General features: G+C 63.9%; 20 protein-coding genes. 11 read left to right on the top strand and 9 right to left on the bottom strand.

Annotated elements, in window-relative coordinates:
- Positions 1-4 precede the first annotated feature (4 nt).
- Positions 5-1,078: a nucleoside hydrolase gene (locus TMPK1_RS07830; protein ID WP_420242419.1), complete on the bottom strand. Its 1,074-nt coding sequence runs from the start codon at positions 1,076-1,078 to the stop codon at positions 5-7.
- A 101-nt stretch (positions 1,079-1,179) separates the two neighbouring features.
- On the opposite strand from TMPK1_RS07830, the gene TMPK1_RS07825 reads away from it, so the two are divergent.
- Positions 1,180-2,568 (top strand): dipeptidase, encoded by a 1,389-nt coding sequence (locus tag TMPK1_RS07825; protein WP_420242418.1) that lies wholly within the window; start codon positions 1,180-1,182, stop codon positions 2,566-2,568.
- Positions 2,565-2,978: a DUF3830 family protein gene (locus TMPK1_RS07820; protein WP_420242417.1), complete on the top strand. Its 414-nt coding sequence runs from the start codon at positions 2,565-2,567 to the stop codon at positions 2,976-2,978. The genes TMPK1_RS07825 and TMPK1_RS07820 overlap by 4 nt, the downstream gene beginning before the upstream one ends.
- Positions 2,979-3,065: 87 nt before the next feature.
- On the opposite strand, the gene TMPK1_RS07815 is transcribed toward TMPK1_RS07820, so the two are convergent.
- From TMPK1_RS07815 to TMPK1_RS07800, 4 genes are read right to left on the bottom strand one after another with little or no spacing between them, the layout of a single operon-like run.
- The gene (locus TMPK1_RS07815; protein WP_420242416.1) at positions 3,066-4,280 is read right to left on the bottom strand and encodes an allantoate amidohydrolase; all 1,215 of its coding nucleotides are present in this window, start codon (positions 4,278-4,280) and stop codon (positions 3,066-3,068) included.
- Positions 4,277-5,176 (bottom strand): allantoinase PuuE, encoded by a 900-nt coding sequence (gene puuE, locus TMPK1_RS07810; RefSeq protein WP_420242415.1) that lies wholly within the window; start codon positions 5,174-5,176, stop codon positions 4,277-4,279. Before puuE ends, TMPK1_RS07815 begins: the two co-directional genes overlap by 4 nt.
- Positions 5,176-6,639, bottom strand: a complete 1,464-nt coding sequence (gene hydA / locus TMPK1_RS07805; protein WP_420242414.1) for a dihydropyrimidinase — start codon at positions 6,637-6,639, stop codon at positions 5,176-5,178. Before hydA ends, puuE begins: the two co-directional genes overlap by 1 nt.
- Positions 6,636-7,403: a TetR/AcrR family transcriptional regulator gene (locus tag TMPK1_RS07800; protein WP_420242413.1), complete on the bottom strand. Its 768-nt coding sequence runs from the start codon at positions 7,401-7,403 to the stop codon at positions 6,636-6,638. The genes hydA and TMPK1_RS07800 overlap by 4 nt, the downstream gene beginning before the upstream one ends.
- A gap of 79 nt (positions 7,404-7,482) precedes the next feature.
- Here TMPK1_RS07800 and TMPK1_RS07795 point away from each other — a divergent pair, with 79 nt between their 5' ends.
- From TMPK1_RS07795 to TMPK1_RS07765, 7 genes are all read left to right on the top strand, one after another.
- The gene (locus tag TMPK1_RS07795) at positions 7,483-8,829 is read left to right on the top strand and encodes an NAD(P)-dependent oxidoreductase (RefSeq protein WP_420242412.1); all 1,347 of its coding nucleotides are present in this window, start codon (positions 7,483-7,485) and stop codon (positions 8,827-8,829) included.
- A 2-nt stretch (positions 8,830-8,831) separates the two neighbouring features.
- A complete protein-coding gene (preA, locus tag TMPK1_RS07790) occupies positions 8,832-10,121 on the top strand; it encodes an NAD-dependent dihydropyrimidine dehydrogenase subunit PreA (RefSeq protein ID WP_420242410.1) in 1,290 nt (429 codons plus the stop codon).
- A complete protein-coding gene (locus TMPK1_RS07785; RefSeq protein WP_420242409.1) occupies positions 10,118-11,365 on the top strand; it encodes a Zn-dependent hydrolase in 1,248 nt (415 codons plus the stop codon). Before preA ends, TMPK1_RS07785 begins: the two co-directional genes overlap by 4 nt.
- Positions 11,366-11,485: 120 nt before the next feature.
- Complete coding sequence (locus TMPK1_RS07780; protein ID WP_420242408.1) at positions 11,486-12,253, top strand: ABC transporter ATP-binding protein; 768 nt, start codon at positions 11,486-11,488, stop codon at positions 12,251-12,253.
- Positions 12,246-13,073, top strand: a complete 828-nt coding sequence (locus TMPK1_RS07775; RefSeq protein WP_420242407.1) for an ABC transporter permease — start codon at positions 12,246-12,248, stop codon at positions 13,071-13,073. The genes TMPK1_RS07780 and TMPK1_RS07775 overlap by 8 nt, the downstream gene beginning before the upstream one ends.
- An 11-nt stretch (positions 13,074-13,084) precedes the next feature.
- Positions 13,085-13,825 (top strand): ABC transporter permease, encoded by a 741-nt coding sequence (locus TMPK1_RS07770; protein ID WP_420242405.1) that lies wholly within the window; start codon positions 13,085-13,087, stop codon positions 13,823-13,825.
- Between the two features lie 8 nt (positions 13,826-13,833).
- Positions 13,834-14,823, top strand: a complete 990-nt coding sequence (locus TMPK1_RS07765) for an ABC transporter substrate-binding protein (protein WP_420242404.1) — start codon at positions 13,834-13,836, stop codon at positions 14,821-14,823.
- Positions 14,824-14,833: 10 nt separating this feature from the next.
- Here TMPK1_RS07765 and TMPK1_RS07760 read toward each other — a convergent pair whose 3' ends face one another.
- On the bottom strand, positions 14,834-15,103 hold the full coding sequence (locus TMPK1_RS07760; RefSeq protein WP_420242403.1) for a hypothetical protein: 270 nt from the start codon (positions 15,101-15,103) through the stop codon (positions 14,834-14,836).
- Positions 15,104-15,107: 4 nt separating this feature from the next.
- Entirely contained in the window at positions 15,108-16,262 is a 1,155-nt protein-coding gene (gene rnd, locus TMPK1_RS07755) for a ribonuclease D (protein WP_420242402.1), read from the bottom strand.
- A gap of 105 nt (positions 16,263-16,367) precedes the next feature.
- Here rnd and TMPK1_RS07750 point away from each other — a divergent pair, with 105 nt between their 5' ends.
- Positions 16,368-17,372, top strand: coding sequence for a sensor histidine kinase (locus TMPK1_RS07750; RefSeq protein ID WP_420242401.1), 1,005 nt, complete (start codon positions 16,368-16,370; stop codon positions 17,370-17,372).
- A 122-nt stretch (positions 17,373-17,494) separates the two neighbouring features.
- Here TMPK1_RS07750 and TMPK1_RS07745 read toward each other — a convergent pair whose 3' ends face one another.
- Positions 17,495-17,866, bottom strand: coding sequence for a DUF1236 domain-containing protein (locus TMPK1_RS07745; RefSeq protein WP_420242400.1), 372 nt, complete (start codon positions 17,864-17,866; stop codon positions 17,495-17,497).
- Between the two features lie 187 nt (positions 17,867-18,053).
- Here TMPK1_RS07745 and aspS point away from each other — a divergent pair, with 187 nt between their 5' ends.
- A complete protein-coding gene (aspS, locus tag TMPK1_RS07740) occupies positions 18,054-19,862 on the top strand; it encodes an aspartate--tRNA ligase (protein ID WP_420242399.1) in 1,809 nt (602 codons plus the stop codon).
- Here the strand turns inward: aspS and TMPK1_RS07735 are convergent.
- A complete protein-coding gene (locus tag TMPK1_RS07735) occupies positions 19,859-20,203 on the bottom strand; it encodes a hypothetical protein (RefSeq protein ID WP_420242398.1) in 345 nt (114 codons plus the stop codon). The two genes, aspS and TMPK1_RS07735, sit on opposite strands and share 4 nt — an antisense overlap.
- Positions 20,204-20,595 lie beyond the last annotated feature (392 nt).

Here is a 20,595-nt window from a genome sequence, read left to right as displayed (position 1 = left end):
CCGATCACTGCGATGCGTGCCGCGCGAACCCGGCGAGAAAGCGCGGCACGTCGATCGCGCGCACCATGTGCACCGTCTGCTCGCCTTTGCCGGGCGCAAGTTCTTCACGCCACACACGCGTTTCGCCATAGCCGGGCCCGCCGCTGATATCGACGTCCATGCGCAGCAAGGTCTCGCGCTTCACCAGGCTGCGATCGAGTGCGACCGCAACCGCGATCTCATCCCACATCGGCTGGTCGCGGCGTGCATAGGCGGCGACATAGGCAGCGACCGGGCTGCCAGATCTTTTGATCGCATCGATATAGTCGGTGGTCATCGGCACGTCGTTGGCGAAGTCGCCGACCATGGTGATGCGCTGCCACGGCGCCGTCAGTACTTCGTGCGCGGCTTCAGGGTCGAAGATGAAATTGAAGTCGACGGCATAGTCGGCATGGCCCGTCGCGCGGGCCATCTGCGTGTCAACATAACCGCCCTGAATCACGATTTCTTTGGCGAGCTGTGCGACGTCGGGCGCGCTGCGCAGCGCCAGCGCGATGTTGGTCAGCGGGCCGCAGGCAATGATCGTCACCTCGCCTGGGTGTTCACGCACGCTGCGAACCAGGAACGACACGGCATCTTCGCGCGCTGCTTTCGTCGTCGGCGCGCCGGCGGGCGAGGGCGGGATCAAGTCGGGATCGTCGGGATGGTACGTTCGGCCTTCGCGCGGCGCATTCCACGCGCCCTTCCACACGAAGCGACCGTAGCGCGCTTCCCAGTCGCGCATCTCCGCCTGCGTACGCTTGAGTGGCATGGCAGCCCCCTCCAGCACGGGCACGTCAGTCCGGCCCGCGATTTCAAGCAGCCGTAATGCGTGCGCGGTTTCTTCTTTGACCCACGCGTCGCCGACGACAACGCCGACGCCCAGTAATTTGACCGTAGGGTCACGCAGCAACGGGATCAGCGCGTTCAGGTTGCTCTGGCCCGGCCCGATAAAGTCGTTGTCGAAATAGACCAGCTTGGTGGTGGCGGCACCGCGTGCGTCCAGCGCCAGAAGCGCCAGCGCCGCCAGCCAGAAGATCGTGCGTTTCACCCGGTTCATGCGCCGTCCCTCAGCCCCATCCATCGAGACAGGAGCGCCAATCGACGAAGCGGGCAAGCGGGCCTATATGTGCGACCGCGTCAACCCCGGATCCGAGCACGATGACCGACCTTCTGACACCCGTTCTGCGCCAGCTCGAAAGCAACGATGGCGACGCGCTTGCGCGCTATATCGACTTTCTGCGCATTCCCAGCGTCTCGACCGACCCGGCCTTCGCCGGCGACATCAAGCACGCTGCCGAATGGCTGCAGACGGAATTGTCGGCGTTGGGTTTTGCGGTCGAAATTCGCCCGACCCCGAACCATCCCGTAGTGATCGCCAAGGATCACGCTGCCGGCCCGTCGACGCCGCATCTGCTCTACTACGCGCATTACGACGTGCAGCCGGCCGATCCGTTGGAGCTGTGGGACAGCCCACCCTTCGAGCCCGTAATCGTCGAAGCCGAAAACGGCCCGCGCGTGGTCGCGCGCGGCGCGGTCGATGACAAGGGCCAGTTGCGCACCGTGGTCGAAGCGATGCGTGCTTGGAAACAAGTGCACGGCAAGCTGCCGGTGCGCGTCACGTTGCTGTTCGAAGGCGAAGAAGAAATCGGCAGCAAAAATCTGCGACCGTTTTTGAAAACCTACAAAGACGAGTTGCAGGCCGACGTGGCGGTGATCACCGACACGAATTCGTGGAACGTGAAGACGCCCGCCATCACGACCAGCCTGCGCGGCCTGCTCTACACCGAGCTGAAAGTCCGCGCCGCCAACCGCGATCTCCATTCCGGTCTCTATGGCGGTTCGGCCGCCAATCCGATCCATGTGTTGAGCGAGCTGCTCGGCAAGTTGCACGACGAACATGGCGCGGTCGGCATTCCCGGTTTCTACGACTCGATCGAACCGGTCGACGAAGCGACGCGTGCAGCGTGGGAGAAGCTGAATTTCGACGAGGGCGCCTATCTGCGCGATATCGGGCTGGAACACAGCGCCGGCGAGCGCAACCGTCCGGCGCTGGAACGTCTCTGGGCGCGCCCGACGTGCGACGTGAATGGCATCTGGTCGGGCTATACCGGCATCGGCGCGAAGACGGTGATCCCGTCCGAAGCGCACGCGAAAATCAGCTTCCGTCTGGTACCGGGGCAAGAGCCGGACAAGATCGCCGATCTGTTCCGCGCCTTCCTGGAAAAGGAACTGCCCGACTATGTGCAGTGGGAACTCGACATCCACAGCTCGGCGCGGGGCTTCCGTCTCAACACCACCTCGTCCTATTTGCAGGCGGCCAAGCGCGCGCTGAGCAAAGTGTTTCAGACCGATGCGGTGCTGATCGGCGGCGCCGGTTCGATCCCGGTGGTCGAATGGTTGAAAGTCGAGCTTGGTCTCGACAGTGTGATGCTTGGCTTCGGCCTGGATGACGACAAGATCCATTCGCCGAACGAGAAATTCGAACTTGTCTGCTTCCGCAACGGGATGAAAAGCCAGGCGGCGTTTTTGGCGGAGTTGGTGAAATGACCGAACTGAAAATCACGGTCGGCCCGTATGAATGGCGGGGCCGTCTCGAGACCGAAAAGTCGCCCAAGACCTGCGCCGCGTTTTTGAAGGCGCTGCCCTTCGTCACCGAAGTCATTCACGTGCGTTGGAGCGGCGAGGCGGTGTGGATGCCGCTCGGCGATCTCGATTTTGGTGTCGGTTATGAAGATGCGACCTCGCATCCCGCACCAGGGCAGATGATTCTCTATCCCGGCGGCGTCAGCGAAACCGAAATTCTGCTTGGCTATGGTGCCGTGCGTTTCGCCAGCAAGGCGGGACAGTTGGCGGGCAATCACTTTCTGACGATCACCAAAGGGATCGAGCAGGTCTACGATCTTGGCCGGCTCACCCTGTACAAAGGCGCGCAGCCGATCCGGTTCGAACTCGCGTAGAAAGTGACGCCTTCGGCGTCACGTTCTCCTATCTTTGTTTGCGCGTTTTCCTCCGCGAACCGGTACCCACTTCGCGGAAAAACGCGTTTAAGACGCAGCGAAGTCGCGCAGGAACGCGTCGGTCGCGCCGATCGCAAGCGCGACGTCTTCGGCGGTAACCGATTCAGCCGGGTTGTGGCTGATGCCGCCTTTGCAGCGCACGAACAACATCGCCACATCCGTCAGCGCCGCAATCGCCATCGCGTCGTGACCGGCGCCGCTCGGCAGGCGCGGCGCTTCGATCCCCAGGCTACGCACGGCGCGATCCAACCGGTCCTGCAAGGACGGCGCGCAGACGCAGCCGTCGCTGGCATGGATGCGGACGAGCGTGAGCGCCAGATTGTTGGCGATGGCGACGTCGCGCAGACGCTGCGACAGGTCTGCTTCCAGCGCGTCGCGCTGTTCGACGGTCGGTGCGCGCAGGTCGATGGTGAATCGCACCAGCCCTGGAATGACATTGGGTGCGCCGGGTTCGACGGTCAGCGTGCCGACGGTTGCGACGGCGCCCGCATGTTCCTGCGCCGTGTCGCGCACGACATGGATCGCTTCGGCGGCGCCAACCAGCGCGTCGCGGCGGCCATCCATCGGCACGGTACCGGCGTGGCCTGCCTCACCGCGCAGCGACACTTGCAGCCGCGTCGCCGCTGCGATCGAGGTGACGATGCCGAGCGGCGCGTCAGCGCGCTCCAGCACCGGCCCTTGTTCGATGTGAATCTCGAGATACGCGCGCGCACCGTTGCGGATTTCGTCGCGCCACGTATCGGGGTTGGCACCCAGATCGCGTAGCGCGGTCCGCACACTAATGCCGCCGGCGTCGACACTGTCGAGCAGGGCCGTGTCGAACGTGCCAGCGACCGCGCGACTGCCGCGCAACGTGCCGGGAAAGCGGCCGCCTTCTTCGTCGCCGAACGCCAGGACTTCGATGTCGAACGGTGCGTCGCGCAGATTGGCGACGCAATCGATCGCGACCGCGACGCCAAGCGGCCCGTCATAGCGTCCGGCGTTGCGCACGGAATCGATGTGCGAACCGAGCAGCAACGGCCGCCGGTCGTCGCCGGTGCCGCGCCGTTTGCCGACCAACGTACCCAGCGCGTCGATGCGCGTGTCGAGGCCCGCTTGCCGCATCCAGCTTTCGACCAGCGCGACCGCGCTCTTATGCGACGCCGACAAATAGGGGCGGTCGATCTGGCCCGGCGTTTCGGTGCAGGCAGCCAGGCGATCCAGCCGTTCGAGCAGCGTTTTCGCGCGATCCAGGATGGTCATGGTGCGGGGTGTTTGGTGGCCCAGTGGCGTGCAATGTCGGCGCGGGTCGCAACCCAGACTTTGTCGTGCTTTGCGACATGGTCGAGAAAGCGCTGCAGCGACGCAATACGCGCCGGACGCCCGATCAGACGACAATGGAGTCCGACCGACATCATTTTCGGGCTGGTTGCGCCCTCGGCATACAAGACGTCGAACGCGTCGCGCAGGTAGTTGAAGAACTGATCGCCGGCATTGAATCCCTGCGCCGTCGCAAAGCGCATGTCGTTGGTGTCGAGCGTGTAGGGAACCACCAGCACCTTGCCTTTGTCGGTGACGTCCCAATGCGGCAGGTCGTCGTCATAGGCGTCGGCGTCGTAAAGGAACGAGCCATTCTCGATCACCAGCCCGCGCGTATTGGGGCTGGTGCGGCCGGTGTACCAGCCGACCGGCGCTGTGCCGGTCATGCGCGTGATGATCTCGATCGCGCGATTCATATGGTCGCGTTCGACCTCGACCGGCACGTCTTGGTAATCGAACCAGCGATAGCCGTGCGAGGCAACTTCCCAACCAGCCTCGACCATCGCCTTGGCCGCAACGGGATTGCGTTCGAGCGCCATCGCGACCGCGAACACAGTCACCGGCAGTTTGCGCTCGGTGAACAGACGATGCAGCCGCCAGAAGCCCGCACGCGCGCCATAGTCGTAGAGCGACTCCATCGAAATATGCCGGCCTTTGACCGGTTGCGCGCCGATAATGTCGCTGAGAAAGATTTCGGCGTGCGCGTCGCCGTGCAGCACCGATCGCTCGCCGCCTTCTTCGTAATTCAGCACGAACTGCACCGCGACGCGCGCACCGTTCGGCCAGTCCGCATGCGGCGGATGCTGGCCGTAGCCGACGAGGTCGCGCGGATAGTCCATCAGGGCGTGACGGCGGTTGCGGGCATGCGCGCAACGCCGGTCGGGCGGTTGCGCTCGTTGCGGATCGCCTGCGCCTGGCTCACCGACGGGAAGCAAGGACGTTCGACATACTTGCCGGCGCCGCGCACGGCGCGCAGATCACCGTCGGTCCAGACCAACTTGCCGCCGCTGATCGTGTGGCGCGCGACGCCCGTGACCTCCATGCCTTCAAACACGTTGAAGTCGACATTCTGGTGATGCGTCTTGGCCGAAATGGTGCGCGTGCCGGCCGGATCCCACACGACGAGATCGGCGTCGGCGCCAACCGCGACCGCACCTTTGCGCGGGAAGATGTTGAAGATCTGCGCTGTGTTGGTCGAGGTGACGCGCACGAACTCGCTGCGCGTCAACTTGCCGGTGCGCACGCCGTGATGCCACAGCACCGACATGCGATCTTCGATCCCCGCCGTACCGTTGGGGATCATGGTGAAATTGTCTTTGCCCGCCGCTTTTTGCGGCGCGCAGAAGGCGCAGTGATCGGTCGCGGTCGTCTGCAACTGTCCTGCAGCAAGCCCGGCCCACAACGCGTCCTGATGGTGCTTGGGACGGAAGGGTGGGCTCATCACATGCGCTGCTGCCGTCGCCCAATCCGGATTGCGATAGACCGACTCGTCGATCACCAAATGCTGCGCCAACACTTCGCCATAGGCGCGCACGCCGGCTGCGCGCGCACGGGTGATCGCGGCCGTCGCCTGTTCGGTCGAGACATGGACGATATAGACCGGCGCACCCAGCAGATTGGCGATCGCAATCGCGCGCGTTGCGGCTTCGCCTTCGACTTCGGGCGGGCGCGATAGCGGATGACCTTCGGGGCCGGTGATGCCTTGCGCCAGCAGCTGGCGCTGCAGGTGGAAGACGGCTTCGCCGTTCTCTGCGTGCACGGTCGGGATTGCGCCGAGTTCCTGTGCGCGCGCGAAGCTGTGCAGCAGCACACCGTCATCGACCATGATGGCGTTCTTGTACGCCATGAAATGTTTGAAGCTGTTGACGCCATGATCGCGCGTCAGCACCCCCATCTCGTCGCTGACCTGATCGGACCACCAGGTCACGGCAACATGGAAACTGTAGTCGCCGGCTGCCTTTTGCGCGCGCTCGCGCCAGGTCTTGTAGGCCGCAACCAGCGACTCGTTGGGGCCGGGAATGACGAAGTCGATGATCGTCGTGGTGCCGCCGGCAAGTCCGGCCGCGGTGCCGGTGAAGAAATCGTCGCTTGCGACGGTGCCCATGAAGGGCAATTCCATATGGGTGTGCGGATCGATGCCGCCGGGCATGACGAACATGCCGCCCGCATCGATCACGGTCGTACCGGCCGGCGCGTCCAGCCCCGGACCGACCGCCTTGATCGTACCGCCGTCACACAACACGTCGGCGCGCAGCTCCTGCTCGCCGGTTACGACGGTGCCGCCGCGGATCAGAATGCTCATGCGCGTTTCCTCCGTTTGGCTTTCTTCCCGTCGGCTTTCTTTCCCGCTGCCTGGCCCTCTGCCGGAGCAAGACCGCATGCGCCCAGCACCATTGCTGTGATTATCCGCTTTGCGGCGTCGAAATCGGGGTCTTTCAACACCCGCGTCCCCAACACCGCGCGCACCTGGACGTCAAAGTCGGCGTAGGTCTGGGTCATGGCCCAGATGCCGAAGAAGAGATGCTCGGCATCGATCTTCTTCATCCGGTCCTGTGCGGCCCAGCGGTCGAAGATGCGTGCCTTGTCGCTGACCCAGCCGCGCAATTCGCGCTGCAGATAGGGGCGGACGACCTTGGCGCCGTGCAGAAGCTCGTTGGCGAAAATCTTTGAGGCCAGCGGACGGCGCCGCGACAGCTCGATCTTGGCGTCGACATAGGCGGTCAGCGCCTCGGTCGGATCGGCGTCGGCGGTGATCGTGTCGGCAGCGCTGCGCCAGGTTTCGAGAATGTCGGACAGCACCGCTTCGTAGAGCGCGCCCTTGGTTCCGAAATAGTAATGCAGGTTGGCTTTCGGCAGGCCGGCCGCGTCGGCGATGCGCGCGGTCGAGGCGCTGCCATACCCGCCTTCAGCGAAAACCCGTTCTGCCGCAGCAAGAATTCGTTGCCGGGCGGCCTGGCCGACGCGGTTGCCGCTGGGCGAGGCAGGTTGCTTGCGGGTGCTGCCCGGCTTTGATGCAGCCAGCGAAATCGCACCAGAAGCTTTGGGATTCGTTCGTTTGCTAACCACGTTCTGCATTTGAAAGAAGTTGACCGATCGGTCAAATAACTTTTAGCGTTCTGATCTTGTCGCGTTGGGGAGAACGCAGTTGGCTGACCTTCCGGATATCGCGGCCCATCGGCTTTCGGCGGATGCGCTGCGTGCCAATTTCGGCGACGCGGAGCCGCCGTTGACCGACGCGCAAGCGGTGGTTGAAGCGAACCGTTGCTACTTCTGCTACGACGCGCCCTGCATCCAGGCCTGCCCGACGGGAATCGACATTCCGGGCTTCATTCGCGGCATCGCGACCGGCAACGTCAAGGGTGCCGCGCTGCGCATCCTGGAAGAGAACATCATGGGCGGCACCTGCGCCCGTGCGTGCCCGACCGAAATCCTTTGCGAACAGGCCTGCGTGCGCAACGCACAAGAGGCCAAGCCGATCGATATTGGCGGGCTGCAGCGTCACGCCACCGACCATCTGTTCGACGCCCAGATTCAGCCGTTCACGCGCGCCGCCCCCACCGGCAAGCGTGTGGCCGTGGTCGGGGCGGGGCCTGCGGGCCTCGCCTGCGCCCATGCGCTGTCCCGGCAAGGGCACGAGATCGTCGTCTATGAAGCACGCGCGAAGGCCGGCGGGCTCAACGAATACGGGCTGGCTGCCTACAAGATGGCCGATGAATTCGCGGCCCGCGAAGTCGCCTTCATCCTCGCGATCGGCGGCATCACGATCGAGAATAACCGAGCGCTGGGGCGCGACTTGCAGCTCGGCGAGCTGACTACCCAGTTCGACGCCGTGTTCCTCGGCATGGGCCAGGCCGGCGTGAATGCGCTGAATGATGACGCACATCCGATGGACGGCTTTCTGCCGGCTGTCGATTTCATCGCTGCGCTGCGCCAGGCTGACGACAAATCCACCGTGCCGGTCGGGCGCCGCGTCGTCGTGATCGGTGGCGGCAACACGGCGATCGACGCGGCGGTACAGTCCAAGCGACTGGGCGCCGAGGACGTCACCTTGGTCTATCGCCGCGGCGCCGACGACATGTCGGCGACCACCGCCGAACAGGAATGGGCCCAGACCAACGACGTGCGGATCAAACGCTGGGCGCGTCCGGCGCGGTTGCACGCAACCGACGGCGCGGTGCGCAGCGTCGAATTCGAGCGCACCAAGATGGGCGCCGACGGGAAGCTAACGGGCACCGGCGAATTCTTCACCGTCGACGCCGACATGGTGCTGACTGCGATCGGTCAGACCTTCGTGCCCGATCCGGTGACGCGCGACGCCAACGCGGTGCTGGAACTCGATCGTGGCCGCATCCGCGTCGATGCCGACCACAAGACGTCGTTGCCGAACGTGTTTGCGGGCGGCGACTGTGTGCAAGGGCAGGATCTGACGGTCAGCGCGGTGCAGCACGGCAAGCTCGCCGCGCGCGCCATCGATCGTTTGTTGCGGAGCTAGAGATGGCCGACTTACGCACCAACTTCATCGGCGTTCGTTCGCCCAATCCGTTCTGGCTCGCTTCGGCGCCGCCAACCGACAAGGAATATAACGTCGTCCGCGCTTTCAAAGCCGGTTGGGGCGGCGTGGTGTGGAAGACGCTGGGCGAAGATCCGCCGGTGGTGAACGTCTCCAGCCGCTACGGCGCCATGTCGTATAACGGCACGCGCATCGCGGGCTTCAACAATATCGAACTGATCAGCGACCGGCCGCTGCACGTCAACCTGCAGGAAATCAAAGCGGTCAAACGCGCCTGGCCCGATCGCGCCATGATCGTGAGCCTGATGGTTCCGTGTGAAGAAGCGTCGTGGAAAAAGATTCTGCCGCTGGTCGAAGACACGGAATGCGACGCAATCGAGCTGAATTTCGGTTGCCCGCACGGCATGTCGGAACGCGGCATGGGATCGGCGGTCGGCCAGGTGCCCGACTATGTCGAGATGGTCGCGCGCTGGTGCAAACAATTCTCGCGCCTGCCGGTCATCGTCAAACTGACGCCCAACATCACCGACATTCGCGCACCCGCACGCGCCGCCAAGCGTGGCGGTGCCGATGCGGTGTCGTTGATCAACACGATCCAGTCGATCTGCGAAGTCGATCTCGACCTGATGGCGCCAACGCCGACGGTCGACGGGCAGGGCACGCATGGTGGCTATTGCGGCCCGGCGGTGAAGCCGATCGCGCTGCGCATGGTCGGCGACATTGCGCGCGATCCGGAAACGCGCGGCATTCCGATTTCGGGCATTGGCGGCGTGTCGACCTGGCGCGACGCGGCCGAGTTCATCGCGATGGGCGCCGGTACGGTGCAGGTCTGCACGGCCGCGATGCACAAAGGCTTCCGCATCGTCGAAGATATGTGCGACGGCCTGTCGAACTGGATGGACAGCAAGGGCTACACCTCGATCGACCAGTTCGTCGGCAAGGCGGTTCCCAACTACGTCCAGTGGGAACAGTTGAACCTGTCATTCAAGACGATCGCCGAGATCAACCAGGATCTCTGCATCAAATGCGGCCTGTGCCACGTCGCGTGCGAGGACACGTCGCATCAATCGATCTCGGCGCAGAACGTGGACGGCGTGCGCCGTTACGAAGTGATCGAAGAAGAATGCGTCGGCTGCAATCTCTGCGCCCATGTCTGCCCGGTCGATACCTGCATCACGATGGTGACGCAGGCGCCGACTGGCCCGCGCCGGACCTGGAAGGAACATCCCAACAATCCGATGTCGCCGAACTTCGTTGGTGAGGCTGCCGAATGAGCACCAACCTCAAAGTCGATGGCGACCGGTTGTGGGACACGATCATGGAGACCGCCAAAATTGGCGGCACGCCGAAGGGCGGTATTTGTCGCCTAACTTTGACCGACCTCGACAAGCAGGTGCGCCATTGGTTTCGCGACGCGTGCGAGGCTGCGGGCTGCGAAGTCACGATCGACGAGATCGGCAACATGTTCGCGCGCCGTCCGGGCAAGGATCCGACGTTGCCGCCGATCGCGATGGGCTCGCATCTCGATACGCAGCCGACCGGCGGCAAATATGACGGCATCATCGGCGTGCTGGCTGGGCTTGAAGTGCTGCGCACGTTGAACGACAGCGGCTACGAAACCAACGCGCCGCTGGAAGTGATCAACTGGACCAACGAAGAAGGTTCGCGCTTCGCGCCCGCAATGCTGGCGTCGGGCGTGTTCGCGGGTGTGTTCCCGCCGTCCTACGCCTACGAACGCACCGATCGCGAAGGCAAGACCTTCCTCGAAGAGTTGGAGCGGATCGGTTTCAAAGGCGAGAAGAAAGCCGGCAGCCACAAATTCGGTGCCTTTTTCGAACTCCATATCGAGCAAGGCCCGATCCTCGAAGAAGAGGAAAAGACCATCGGCATCGTCACCGGCGTGCAAGGCATGCGCTGGTACGAAGTCACCGTCACCGGCACCGACAGCCATGCCGGCTCGACCCCGATGCGCATGCGCAAGGACGCGCTGCTGGGCGCATCGCGCATGATCGCGGCGGTGCATGAGATCGGCTGGGCGCATGCGCCGGACGGTGTCGCCACGGTTGGGCTGATCGAAAGCAAGCCCAACAGCCGCAACGTCATTCCGGGCGAAGTCTTCTTCACCGTCGATATGCGCCATCCCGACGACGCGGCGCTGGCCAAGATGGAAGCTGACCTGCGCAGCGTGTTGTTCGACATCGCGATGCCGCTGCAGCTCGAACATACGATCGACCGCGTCTGGGATTCGCCGGCGGTGAAGTTCGATCCCGCCTGCATCGATGCGGTGCGCCAGGCAGCTGCGGCTGAGAACGAACCGGCGCGCGAGATCGTGTCGGGCGCCGGGCACGACGCCGCCTATATTTCGCGGGTGGCGCCGACGGCGATGATCTTCGTGCCATGCGAGAAGGGCCTCAGCCACAACGAGCTGGAAAAAGCCGAGCCCGAACATGTGATCGCCGGCGCCAATGTTCTGCTGCGCGCGGTGCTGCAGATGGATGCGCAACAGGCGCGTGATTGACCTGGTTTTGTGCTGTCATCCCTGCGGAAGCAGGGATCCATTCATGCGCCGCCGTACATTTCCTCGTTCGGCACGTATCTTGCCAACCATGGATCTCTGCTTTCGCAGGGATGACATGAAATGAGCGATACGGTCGTCGAAGCGCGCAATCTCGACCTCGCCTTCGGCGACGTTGCGGCGCTGTCGAATGTCGACTTCACGGTCGCACGCGGCGACTTCGTTTCGCTGATCGGTCCGTCGGGCTGCGGCAAGACCAGCCTGCTGCGCGTCGTCGCCGATCTGGCGCAGCCGACCGGTGGTACAATTCTCGTCAACGGCACCTCGCCACACGCAGCCCGTCTGGCGCGCGCCTATGGCTATGTCTTTCAGGCGCCTGCGCTGCTGCCGTGGCGCACGGTCGAACGCAACGTCACCTTGCCGCTGGAAATTATCGGCCTGCCGAAAGACGAACAGCGGGCTCGCGCGGCGCAGCAGCTCGATGCGGTGGGGTTGGGCGCGTTCAAGCGCAAATTTCCCTGGCAGTTGTCGGGCGGCATGCAGCAGCGTGCGTCGATCGCGCGCGCTTTGTCGTTGCAGCCCAGCCTGCTGTTGATGGACGAGCCGTTCGGCGCACTCGACGAGATTACGCGCGATGGTTTGAATTTGCGCCTGCTGCGCTTGTGGGAGGCGACCAACCTGACGGTCATCTTCGTCACCCATTCGATCGAAGAAGCGGCGTTCCTGTCATCGCGCATCGTGGTCATGTCGGCGCGTCCCGGCCGCATCGTCGAGGTGATCGACAGCGACCTGCCGCGCGGGCGCGATCTCGACATTCGCGACGACGCACGTTTTCACGCGCTGGCCGGGCGCGTCCGTACTGCGCTGCGTGCCGGGCATTCTTATGCGTAGCCGCGCTCTACCGATCGCAACCGCGCTGCTGCTCGTGCTTGCGCTTTGGTACGTCGCCGCGGCCGCGCTGAACTGGACCCAGGCCAACGGCGATCTGCTTGGCACCATGTCGTTGGCCAAGCCGTTGCTGCCGGCGCCGCACCAGATCGCGATCGAGTTCTGGAACAGTACGGCGGGACAGCGGATCGATTCCAAACGCAGCCTGGTCTTTCACGCCGCGGTGACCGCGTCGTCGACCTTGGTCGGGTTTGCGCTCGGCGTTGCGATCGGTCTGTTGCTGGCGATCGTGCTGGTGCATGTGCGCGTGCTCGATCGCGCTTTGCTGCCCTGGATCGTCGCCAGCCAGACCGTGCCGATCCTTGCCATCGCACCGATGATCGTCGTCGTCTTCGGCGCGCTGGGCCTGACCGGCCTGCTGCCGAAAGCGGTGATCGCCGCCTATTTGAGTTTCTTTCCGGTCGTGATCGGCGTCGCCAAAGGATTGCGCGCGCCCGACCAGTTGCAGCTCGATCTGCTGCATACGTACGACGCCAGCCGGCGGCGCGTGCTGGCGGTGCTGCGCTGGCCGGCAGCGATGCGGTTTTTGTTTCCCAGTTTGAAAGTTGCGATCGCCGCGTCGACGGTCGGCGCGATTGTCGCCGAATTGCCGACCGGTGCTGAATCCGGATTGGGCGCGCGGTTGCTGGCCGGGTCCTATTACGGGCAGACGTTGCAGATCTGGGCCGCGCTTGCGATGGCGTCGCTGCTGGCTGCGAGCGGCGTCGGCGTCGTCGTGCTGTGCGAACGTCTGGTCATTCGCGCGCGCGGTGGCCGGCTGTGAGGCACCCATTCTTGATTCAACGGGCGCTCCCGATCTTGTTCGGTGTCGCGGTGCTATTGCTATGGCAGGCGGTGGTCGTGCTGTTCGACATACCGCGCATTCTTCTGCCGGCACCGACCGAAATCTTTGCCGCGCTGATCGCCGATCCGGGCACTTTGCTCGCCGACCTCAACCAGACGTTCTTTCATTCGACCTTGATCGGGCTCGCAATCGGTTGCACCGGCGGCTTTGCGGCGGCGTTGTTGATCGACCGTTCGCCGTTTTTGCGGCGCGGGTTTTTGCCGCTCGCGTCGCTGGCCGGCGCGTTGCCGATCGTCGGCATCGCACCGATTGCGGTGATGTGGTTCGGCTTTGACTGGCCGTCGAAAGCCGCGGTGGTCGCGGCGCTGACTTTCTTTCCCAGCTTCGTTCATACGATCGCCGGGTTGGACTCGGTCGGCGCGCTCGAGCGCGATCTGATGACCTCGCTGGCGGCGTCGCGCGGACAGATGTTGCGCAAGCTGCAGCTGCCCGCCTCGCTGCCGTTCCTGTTCGCGGCGCTGAAAGTGAATGCGGTGCTGGCACTGACCGGTGCTGTCGTTGCCGAATTCTTCGGCACGCCGACCGTGGGGATGGGGTTTCGCATCGCCACCGAAGCCGCGCGCATGAATATCGACCGTGTCTGGGCGATGATTTTTGTGGTCGCGCTGTGCGGATCGGGTTCCTATGCGATCATTGCGCTCGCCGAACGGCGGTTCGCACATCGCAGCTAGGAGACTTCATGCGCCGCTTGCTCGTCCTCGTCGCCATGTTGGTCAGCAGCGGCGCCAGCGCCGCCGACAAGCTCACCCTGCAGCTCAAATGGGTGCCGCAGGCGCAATTCGCGGGCTACTACGTCGCCAAGGAAAAAGGCTTCTACAAAGAGGCGGGACTCGACGTAACGATCCGTCCGGGCGGTCCCGACATCAGCCCCGAACAAGTGCTGGCGGGCGGTGGCGCCGATGTGATCGTCGATTGGATGCCGGCTGCGCTGGCGGCGCGCGAGAAGGGCGTCAAGCTGGTCAATATCGCGCAGATCTTTGCGCGCTCCGGCATGATGCTGACCTGCCGCAAAGATGCGGGCGTTACGACGCCGCAGGATCTCAAAGGCAAGACGCTGGGCGTCTGGTTTTCCGGCAACGAGTTTCCGTTCCTCGCCTGGATGCAGCGGCTTGGCTACAAAGTGTCGGGCAGCGACGCCGACGTGAAAGTGTTGAAGCAGGGTTTCAACGTCGATCCGCTGCTGCAGAAACAAGCCGCCTGTATTTCGACCATGACCTACAACGAATATTGGCAGGTCATCGATGGTGGCTTGAAACCCGACCAGCTGGCCGTGTTCGGGTACGAAGATCAGGGCGTCGCGATGTTGGAAGACGGGCTCTACACGCTCGAAGCCAAAGTCGCCGACGCGGCGTCGCGCGATCGTCTGGCGCGCTTCGTCAAAGCGACGTTGCAAGGTTGGAGTTACGCTTTCGCGCATCAGGACGAGGCGGTGAAAATCGTGCTCGATAACGACGCGTCGGGCGCGCAGACCGAACCGCACCAGAAACGCATGTTGGCCGAAGTCGCCAAGCTGGCAGCTGCACCCAAAGAAGGCTTCGGCTTTTTGCGCGAAGATGACGCCAACCGCACCGTCGACATTCTTCTGTCGGGCAAGTCGGATCCGGTGATTACCAAAAAGCCGGAAGGGGCCTGGACGCACGACGTGTGGAAGGCGGCGACCGCGAAGTAACGCGCGCCGATCACCGCTTCCGAAACCGCCGTTTCCGTCGCGTCAGTGCGCTGACGATCCAGGCCAGCAACGTCACGACGCCCGCGATTGCGCCGGCGATGCTGGTTACGACGAGCAGATTCCATTGGTCGCGCGTGACCTGATAGGCGACGTCGTCGTCGAGATACGGAACGCTGCCCGGAAACGGCTCGGTCGTGCCGAGCAACCATTGGCGCAGAACCCAGAAGGCGATCCACAAGGCCGCCGTCACGACGATCAAAAGCCGGACGGGGCGCGCCATCTTGTTACTCCGGCGCGGGAACCAGCTTGATGCGCTTTTTCTCGATGCCGAGCGCAAGCTGGCCGTGTTTGAGTTTCAGCGCATCGTCGCCGAACAATTCTTTGCGCCACCCCGACAGCGCCGGGATCGGCGCGTCGTCGTCGGCCGCCAGCCGTTCGAGATCGCTCGAATTGGCGAGCAGCTTGGGCGCCACGTCATGTTCGTCGGCTTTGTAGCGCAGCAGCACTTTGAGCAGTTCGACCGTCGGACCCAGCCCCGGCGGAAGATCGATGCGCGGGCCCGGCTTGGGACAATCTTCGGCGGGCACCGCCAGGCCGCGATTGATCGCAGCCAGAATCGCTTCGCCCCATTTGCCTTCGGCGAAACCGCTCGACAGGCCGCGCGTGCGCGCCAGCTTGTGCGCGTCGGTCGGCATCTGCGTCGCGATTTCCAGCAACGTCTCGTCTTTGATCACGCGGTTGCGCGGCAGGTCGCGCTTTTGCGCTTCGGTTTCGCGCCACGCCGCCAGTTCTTTCAGCACCGCCAGCAGGCGCGGCTTTTCGGTGCGCAGCTTGAGCCGCTTCCACGCATCCTCGGGTTCGAGGCGGAAGGTGTTTGGATCGGTCAGGATCCGCATCTCATCTTGCAGCCACGCTTCGCGTCCGCTCTTGGCGAGCTTCTTCGACAAGCGCGTATAGATGGTGCGCAGATGGATCACGTCGTCGAGCGCGTAGGCGAGTTGCCGATCGGTCAGCGGACGCTGCGCCCAATCGGTGAAGCGGCTGTGTTTGTCGAGCTGCGCGCCGGCCAACTTGTTGACCAGCGTTTCGTAGCTCGCGCTTTCGCCGAAGCCGGTGACCATGCCCGCGACTTGCGTGTCGAAGATCGGCGAGGGCAGGCGGCCGACGCGATGAAAGAAGATTTCCAAGTCCTGCCGTCCGGCATGGAAGACTTTGAGAATCTTCTCGTCGTCCAGAATCGCTTGAAACGCATCGAGCGAAATATCGGGCGCCAGCGGATCGATCGCAGCCACCGCATCGGGGCCGGCAACCTGGATCAGGCACAGGCGTGGCCAGTAGGTGCTGTCGCGCAGGAATTCCGTATCGACGGCGACGAAATCGGCGCCCGCAAGTCCGGCGCAGAAAGCCTCGACCTCTGCGGTCGTGGTCAGGATAGTCATGCTCAGTCCTATACGAGGCGGCTTGGTCCCGGCAAAGCCCCAGCCAGCGGGCAGGGGAATGAACGCCGCCTAATTCCTGGCGTTTTTGGGCTAGGTCAGATGCCAATGCCGCACGCCACCGACAGACCACACCCGCAAAGCGTCTTCGCGACCGCCGACGATTCGCGACTCGGCGCCGGCGAGTTGGGCTTTTTGGATTGGTCGCGCGCGCGCCGCCGGGCGCTGCGGCGGGCCGGGATTCACGAATTCGAGCTCGATCTGGGTCCCGATCCCAACGACCACGCGCCGCTGATCGATCAACTGCTGGCGGGCAATAGCGGCGGCGCCATTCACGGCGAGGATCGCGAACAGGTGCGGGCGGCGCTGCTGGTCGCGATCGCCAGCGGTCTCGATCTCGACCAGACCTATCGCGTGCAGCATGACGACGGCACCGTACGTTGGTTGCGCGCCACCGCTTGCGCGCCGGATCCCGGCACCGGACGTGTGTTCGGCGTGCTGCAGGACGTCACCGACGCCAAGCAGCGCGAGATCGCGCTGGAGCAGACGCTGCGCGACGTCGATCATCGCGTGAAGAATTCGCTGCAACTGACTGCGTCGCTGATCGCACTGCAGGCAGGCGCCGCCGGCGATGAAGAGATGCGCGCCGCATTCAACGCCATTCGCGGCCGCGTACAGGCGATCGCATCGGTCCATGCCAGCCTGTTTCGCGAAGAAGAGCCGGGCGAAGTCGACGCGCGCGCGTTCCTGAGCAGCTTGTTGTCCGATCTGGCGCGCGCGGCTCCTGGCCATGCAGTGACGTTGCGCAGCGACGACGCGAAATTGCCTGCGGGCGAAGCCGCGTCCTTGGCAATCGCGCTCAACGAGCTGTTGTTCGAAGTGTTTGCCAACGCCTATGCCGATGGGCGCGGGCCGGTGCACGTGACCTTCCGCATCGATGCGGCGCGTAACTTCCGGCTGGAAGTATCCGATCAACGAAGCGGCGAAGGGCTCGCCGTCGAAGACGCGGTGGGGATGCGTATTCTGAGCGTTCTCGCACAGCGCTGGCGCGGCGGCATCACAACGTTCGATGCCCGGCCGGGCAAAGTCTCGGTCCTGACCGGCGCGATCTAAACGCGAAGCGCCCCGGACCTCGCAAGAGATCCGGGGCGCCTGCTTGCTCTAAGCTGCGCAACGCGACTACGGGGCCTCAGTCAGTCAAGCGAGTGAGGTCCAGGAGTATTGCGCGCTAGCTCTCAGCCACCGAGCGGCAGCACGTCGACGACCATGTTGTTCTGGTCGACCAGGACAACCTGGTTGCCAACCAACACGCGACGATAATTCGGCGTGGTGATCGGCGGCAGCTGGGTCACCAGCTCGGTCGGAAGCTCACGCACCGTCACGGTGCCCGGCAGGGCCTGGCCGCGCGTCACGGTCGTGACCGTCGTCGCAGTCGGCGTACCGAACGCGTCGCGATGCGTGCTGTAGTACTTGGTGATCATCTCCCGTTCCGGCGCGGCAAAGCTGCGCGTCGTCTCGGTCGTGGTGGTGGTCATCGTCTGGGCGAAGGCCGGCGCGGCCAGGCCAACCGTCAGAGCGGCGGCGGCCGCGATCGTCTTGAACTGCATGGTTTCCTCCGTATCGCCACGGGTGTCCGTGGCCTCGTCGGGGGTGGAAAGGCCAATAGGGGCCTGTACGTTCCGTCCGCCTCGGGATGGTCACACAAGTTTCCCGGGCCCCAAGGTTGACAAGCCGATCTGGGCCGTGCCTTTTCCGGCCCTTTCCCAGGCTTTCTCTCAGATTTCAGGCTCTTCGATGCATCCGTACCGCACGCATAATTGCGCCGCGCTTCGCGCGACCCATGTCGGCCAAACCGTCCGCCTGTCGGGATGGGTGCATCGCAAGCGCGATCACGGGAATTTGCTGTTCATCGATCTGCGCGACCATTTCGGCATCACGCAGTGCGTCGTCGACACCGATGCGCCGAGTTTCAAAACTGTGGAAGCGTTGCGCCTGGAATCGGTCGTGACCTTCACCGGCCGCGTCGTGGCGCGCGACGAAGCGACCACCAACGCCAATCTCGAAACCGGTGCGATCGAAGTGCGCATCGACGAGGTGACGGTGCAGTCGAAAGCCGACCAGCTTCCGATCCAGGTCAATACCGACGCCGAGCAGAATGAAGAGCTGCGTCTGCGCTATCGCTTCCTCGATCTGCGCCGCGAGAAAATTCACCGCAACATTCTGCTGCGTTCGAACGTCATCTCGTCGTTGCGTCGCCGCATGATCGATAGCGGCTTCACCGAATTCCAGACGCCGATCCTGACCGCGTCGAGCCCGGAAGGCGCGCGCGACTTTCTGGTTCCGTCGCGTCTGCATCCCGGCACGTTCTATGCGCTGCCGCAGGCGCCGCAGCAGTTCAAACAGCTGCTGATGGTGTCGGGCTTCGACCGCTACTTTCAAATTGCGCCGTGCTTCCGCGACGAAGACAGCCGCGCCGATCGTAGCCCGGGCGAATTCTATCAGCTCGACTTCGAGATGAGCTTTGTCACGCAGGAAGACGTGTTCAATACGATCGAACCGGTGCTGCACGGCGTGTTCGAAGAATTCGCGACCTGGAACGGCAAGCAGCGTCAAGTCTCGGCGTTGCCGTTCAAGCGTATCGCCTATGAAGAGTCGATGCTGAAATACGGCAGCGACAAGCCGGATCTGCGCAACCCGCTGCTGATCACCGACGTGTCCGAGGTGTTCAAGCGCGACGACGTCGAATTCCGCGCCTTCCGCGGCGTGCTCGACAAAGGCGGCGTGGTGCGCACGATCCGCGTGCCCAACGTTGCCGACAAGCCGCGCAGCTTCTTCGACAAGCTGAATGATTGGGCGCGCGAACTTGGTGCGCCGGGTCTCGGCTACATCACCTTCGAAGGCGGTGCCGGCAAAGGCCCGATCGCGAAATTTGTGCCCGACGCAGCGCAGGCGGTGTTGCGCCAGTTGACCGGTGCGGTCGACGGCGACGCGGTGTTCTTCGTTGCCGACAAGGAATTGCCGGCGGCCAAGCTGGCCGGTGCGGCCCGCACCAAGATCGCGCAGGAATTGGATCTGATCGACCAGAACAAGTTCGAGTTCTGCTGGATCGTCGATTTCCCGATGTTCGAAGCCGACGAAGTCACCGGCAAAATCGATTTCAGCCACAACCCGTTCTCGATGCCGCAAGGCGGGTTGGACGCGCTGGAAAAGCAGGACCCGCTGACGATCAAAGCCTTCCAGTACGACATCGTCTGCAACGGCGTGGAATTGTCGTCGGGCGCGATCCGCAATCACTTGCCCGACGTCATGTACAAGGCGTTCGAGATCGCGGGCTATGCGCGCGAAGATCTGGAATCGCGTTTCTCAGGCATGTTGAACGCGTTCAAGCTGGGCGCGCCGCCGCACGGCGGCTCGGCGCCGGGCGTCGATCGTATCGTGATGCTGCTGGCCGACGAGCCGAACATTCGCGAAGTGATCGCCTTCCCGATGAATCAGCGCGCCGAAGATCTGATGATGGGCGCACCGTCCAACGTCAGCGAAAAACATCTGCGCGAACTGCACATCAAGCTCGACCTGCCGAAGAAACCAGGCGCGAGCGCTTAGTTCTCGCCTTTGATGCGCCAAGTCCCGTCGCTCTGCAGGCAGGCGGTACCGCTACGCTGCGCGCGACGCCCGTCGATCACGATCTCGGTCGTATAGCGTTCGCAGTCGCCGACGCGCGCCGGTCCATTTCCGGTGCCCGGCGCGGGCGCTGCGGGCGCGGGCGCAAGTGCGCGTTCATTGTCCCCATAGTCGAGCGGCACGGTGCTCGGGCTGCTGCTGCCGCTACTTCCGCGCAAGGGAATGGGCGCTGCGGCGGGCGCCAGCGTCAGGTCGCGGCGCGCGACCGGCGCGGGTTGTGCGACCGGCGCACCGGCGGGCGCGGCCAGATCCGGCGCAGTCACGGCTTCTCCGTATGGCGCAGGCACGGCCGTCCGCAAAGTTGTTGCAGTCCGTATCGTCCCACCGTCCGTTAGAAGCCAGGCGGTGCCGGCACCGGTGCCTAGGGCGAGAAGGCCCACGATCACCAGATGTGCCAGGCTGAAGCTGCTGCGCGGTTGCGCTTTCGTTACGTTCTCCACGGGCAAGGAACGGGGAAATCGCGATACGCGTTCCCTTCGATCTTGGATCCCGGGTGCCGCGGGTGCGGCGTACCTGCCACAGCTCAGCGTGAAGCTTGGGCATGCTAGGGTTTTCAGGCGGTCCGCCGTTGATCGGAATTCGTTCCGGCCCAACCTTGGATCGTTCAAGTCCTCCGACACGAAGAACCACATGCACTTTGCCCGGACCGCCGCCC

It is taken from the genome of Roseiterribacter gracilis (assembly GCA_018332375.1).
Classification (GTDB): Bacteria; Pseudomonadota; Alphaproteobacteria; order BOG-932; family Roseiterribacteraceae; genus Roseiterribacter; species Roseiterribacter gracilis.
The sequence above is the reverse complement of the archived record's forward strand: the minus strand, read 5'-3'. Positions and strand labels throughout refer to the sequence as shown.

Bases quoted from the DNA above. Each gene is read 5' to 3' on its own strand.
- TMPK1_RS07830 (WP_420242419.1), bottom strand. From the start codon at position 1,078: ATGAACCGGGTGAAACGCACGATCTTCTGGCTGGCGGCGCTGGCGCTT.
- TMPK1_RS07825 (WP_420242418.1), top strand. From the start codon at position 1,180: ATGACCGACCTTCTGACACCCGTTCTGCGCCAGCTCGAAAGCAACGAT.
- TMPK1_RS07820 (WP_420242417.1), top strand. From the start codon at position 2,565: ATGACCGAACTGAAAATCACGGTCGGCCCGTATGAATGGCGGGGCCGT.
- TMPK1_RS07815 (WP_420242416.1), bottom strand. From the start codon at position 4,280: ATGACCATCCTGGATCGCGCGAAAACGCTGCTCGAACGGCTGGATCGC.
- puuE (WP_420242415.1), bottom strand. From the start codon at position 5,176: ATGGACTATCCGCGCGACCTCGTCGGCTACGGCCAGCATCCGCCGCAT.
- hydA (WP_420242414.1), bottom strand. From the start codon at position 6,639: ATGAGCATTCTGATCCGCGGCGGCACCGTCGTAACCGGCGAGCAGGAG.
- preA (WP_420242410.1), top strand. From the start codon at position 8,832: ATGGCCGACTTACGCACCAACTTCATCGGCGTTCGTTCGCCCAATCCG.
- TMPK1_RS07785 (WP_420242409.1), top strand. From the start codon at position 10,118: ATGAGCACCAACCTCAAAGTCGATGGCGACCGGTTGTGGGACACGATC.
- TMPK1_RS07780 (WP_420242408.1), top strand. From the start codon at position 11,486: ATGAGCGATACGGTCGTCGAAGCGCGCAATCTCGACCTCGCCTTCGGC.
- TMPK1_RS07775 (WP_420242407.1), top strand. From the start codon at position 12,246: ATGCGTAGCCGCGCTCTACCGATCGCAACCGCGCTGCTGCTCGTGCTT.
- TMPK1_RS07765 (WP_420242404.1), top strand. From the start codon at position 13,834: ATGCGCCGCTTGCTCGTCCTCGTCGCCATGTTGGTCAGCAGCGGCGCC.
- TMPK1_RS07760 (WP_420242403.1), bottom strand. From the start codon at position 15,103: ATGGCGCGCCCCGTCCGGCTTTTGATCGTCGTGACGGCGGCCTTGTGG.
- rnd (WP_420242402.1), bottom strand. From the start codon at position 16,262: ATGACTATCCTGACCACGACCGCAGAGGTCGAGGCTTTCTGCGCCGGA.
- TMPK1_RS07750 (WP_420242401.1), top strand. From the start codon at position 16,368: ATGCCGCACGCCACCGACAGACCACACCCGCAAAGCGTCTTCGCGACC.
- TMPK1_RS07745 (WP_420242400.1), bottom strand. From the start codon at position 17,866: ATGCAGTTCAAGACGATCGCGGCCGCCGCCGCTCTGACGGTTGGCCTG.
- aspS (WP_420242399.1), top strand. From the start codon at position 18,054: ATGCATCCGTACCGCACGCATAATTGCGCCGCGCTTCGCGCGACCCAT.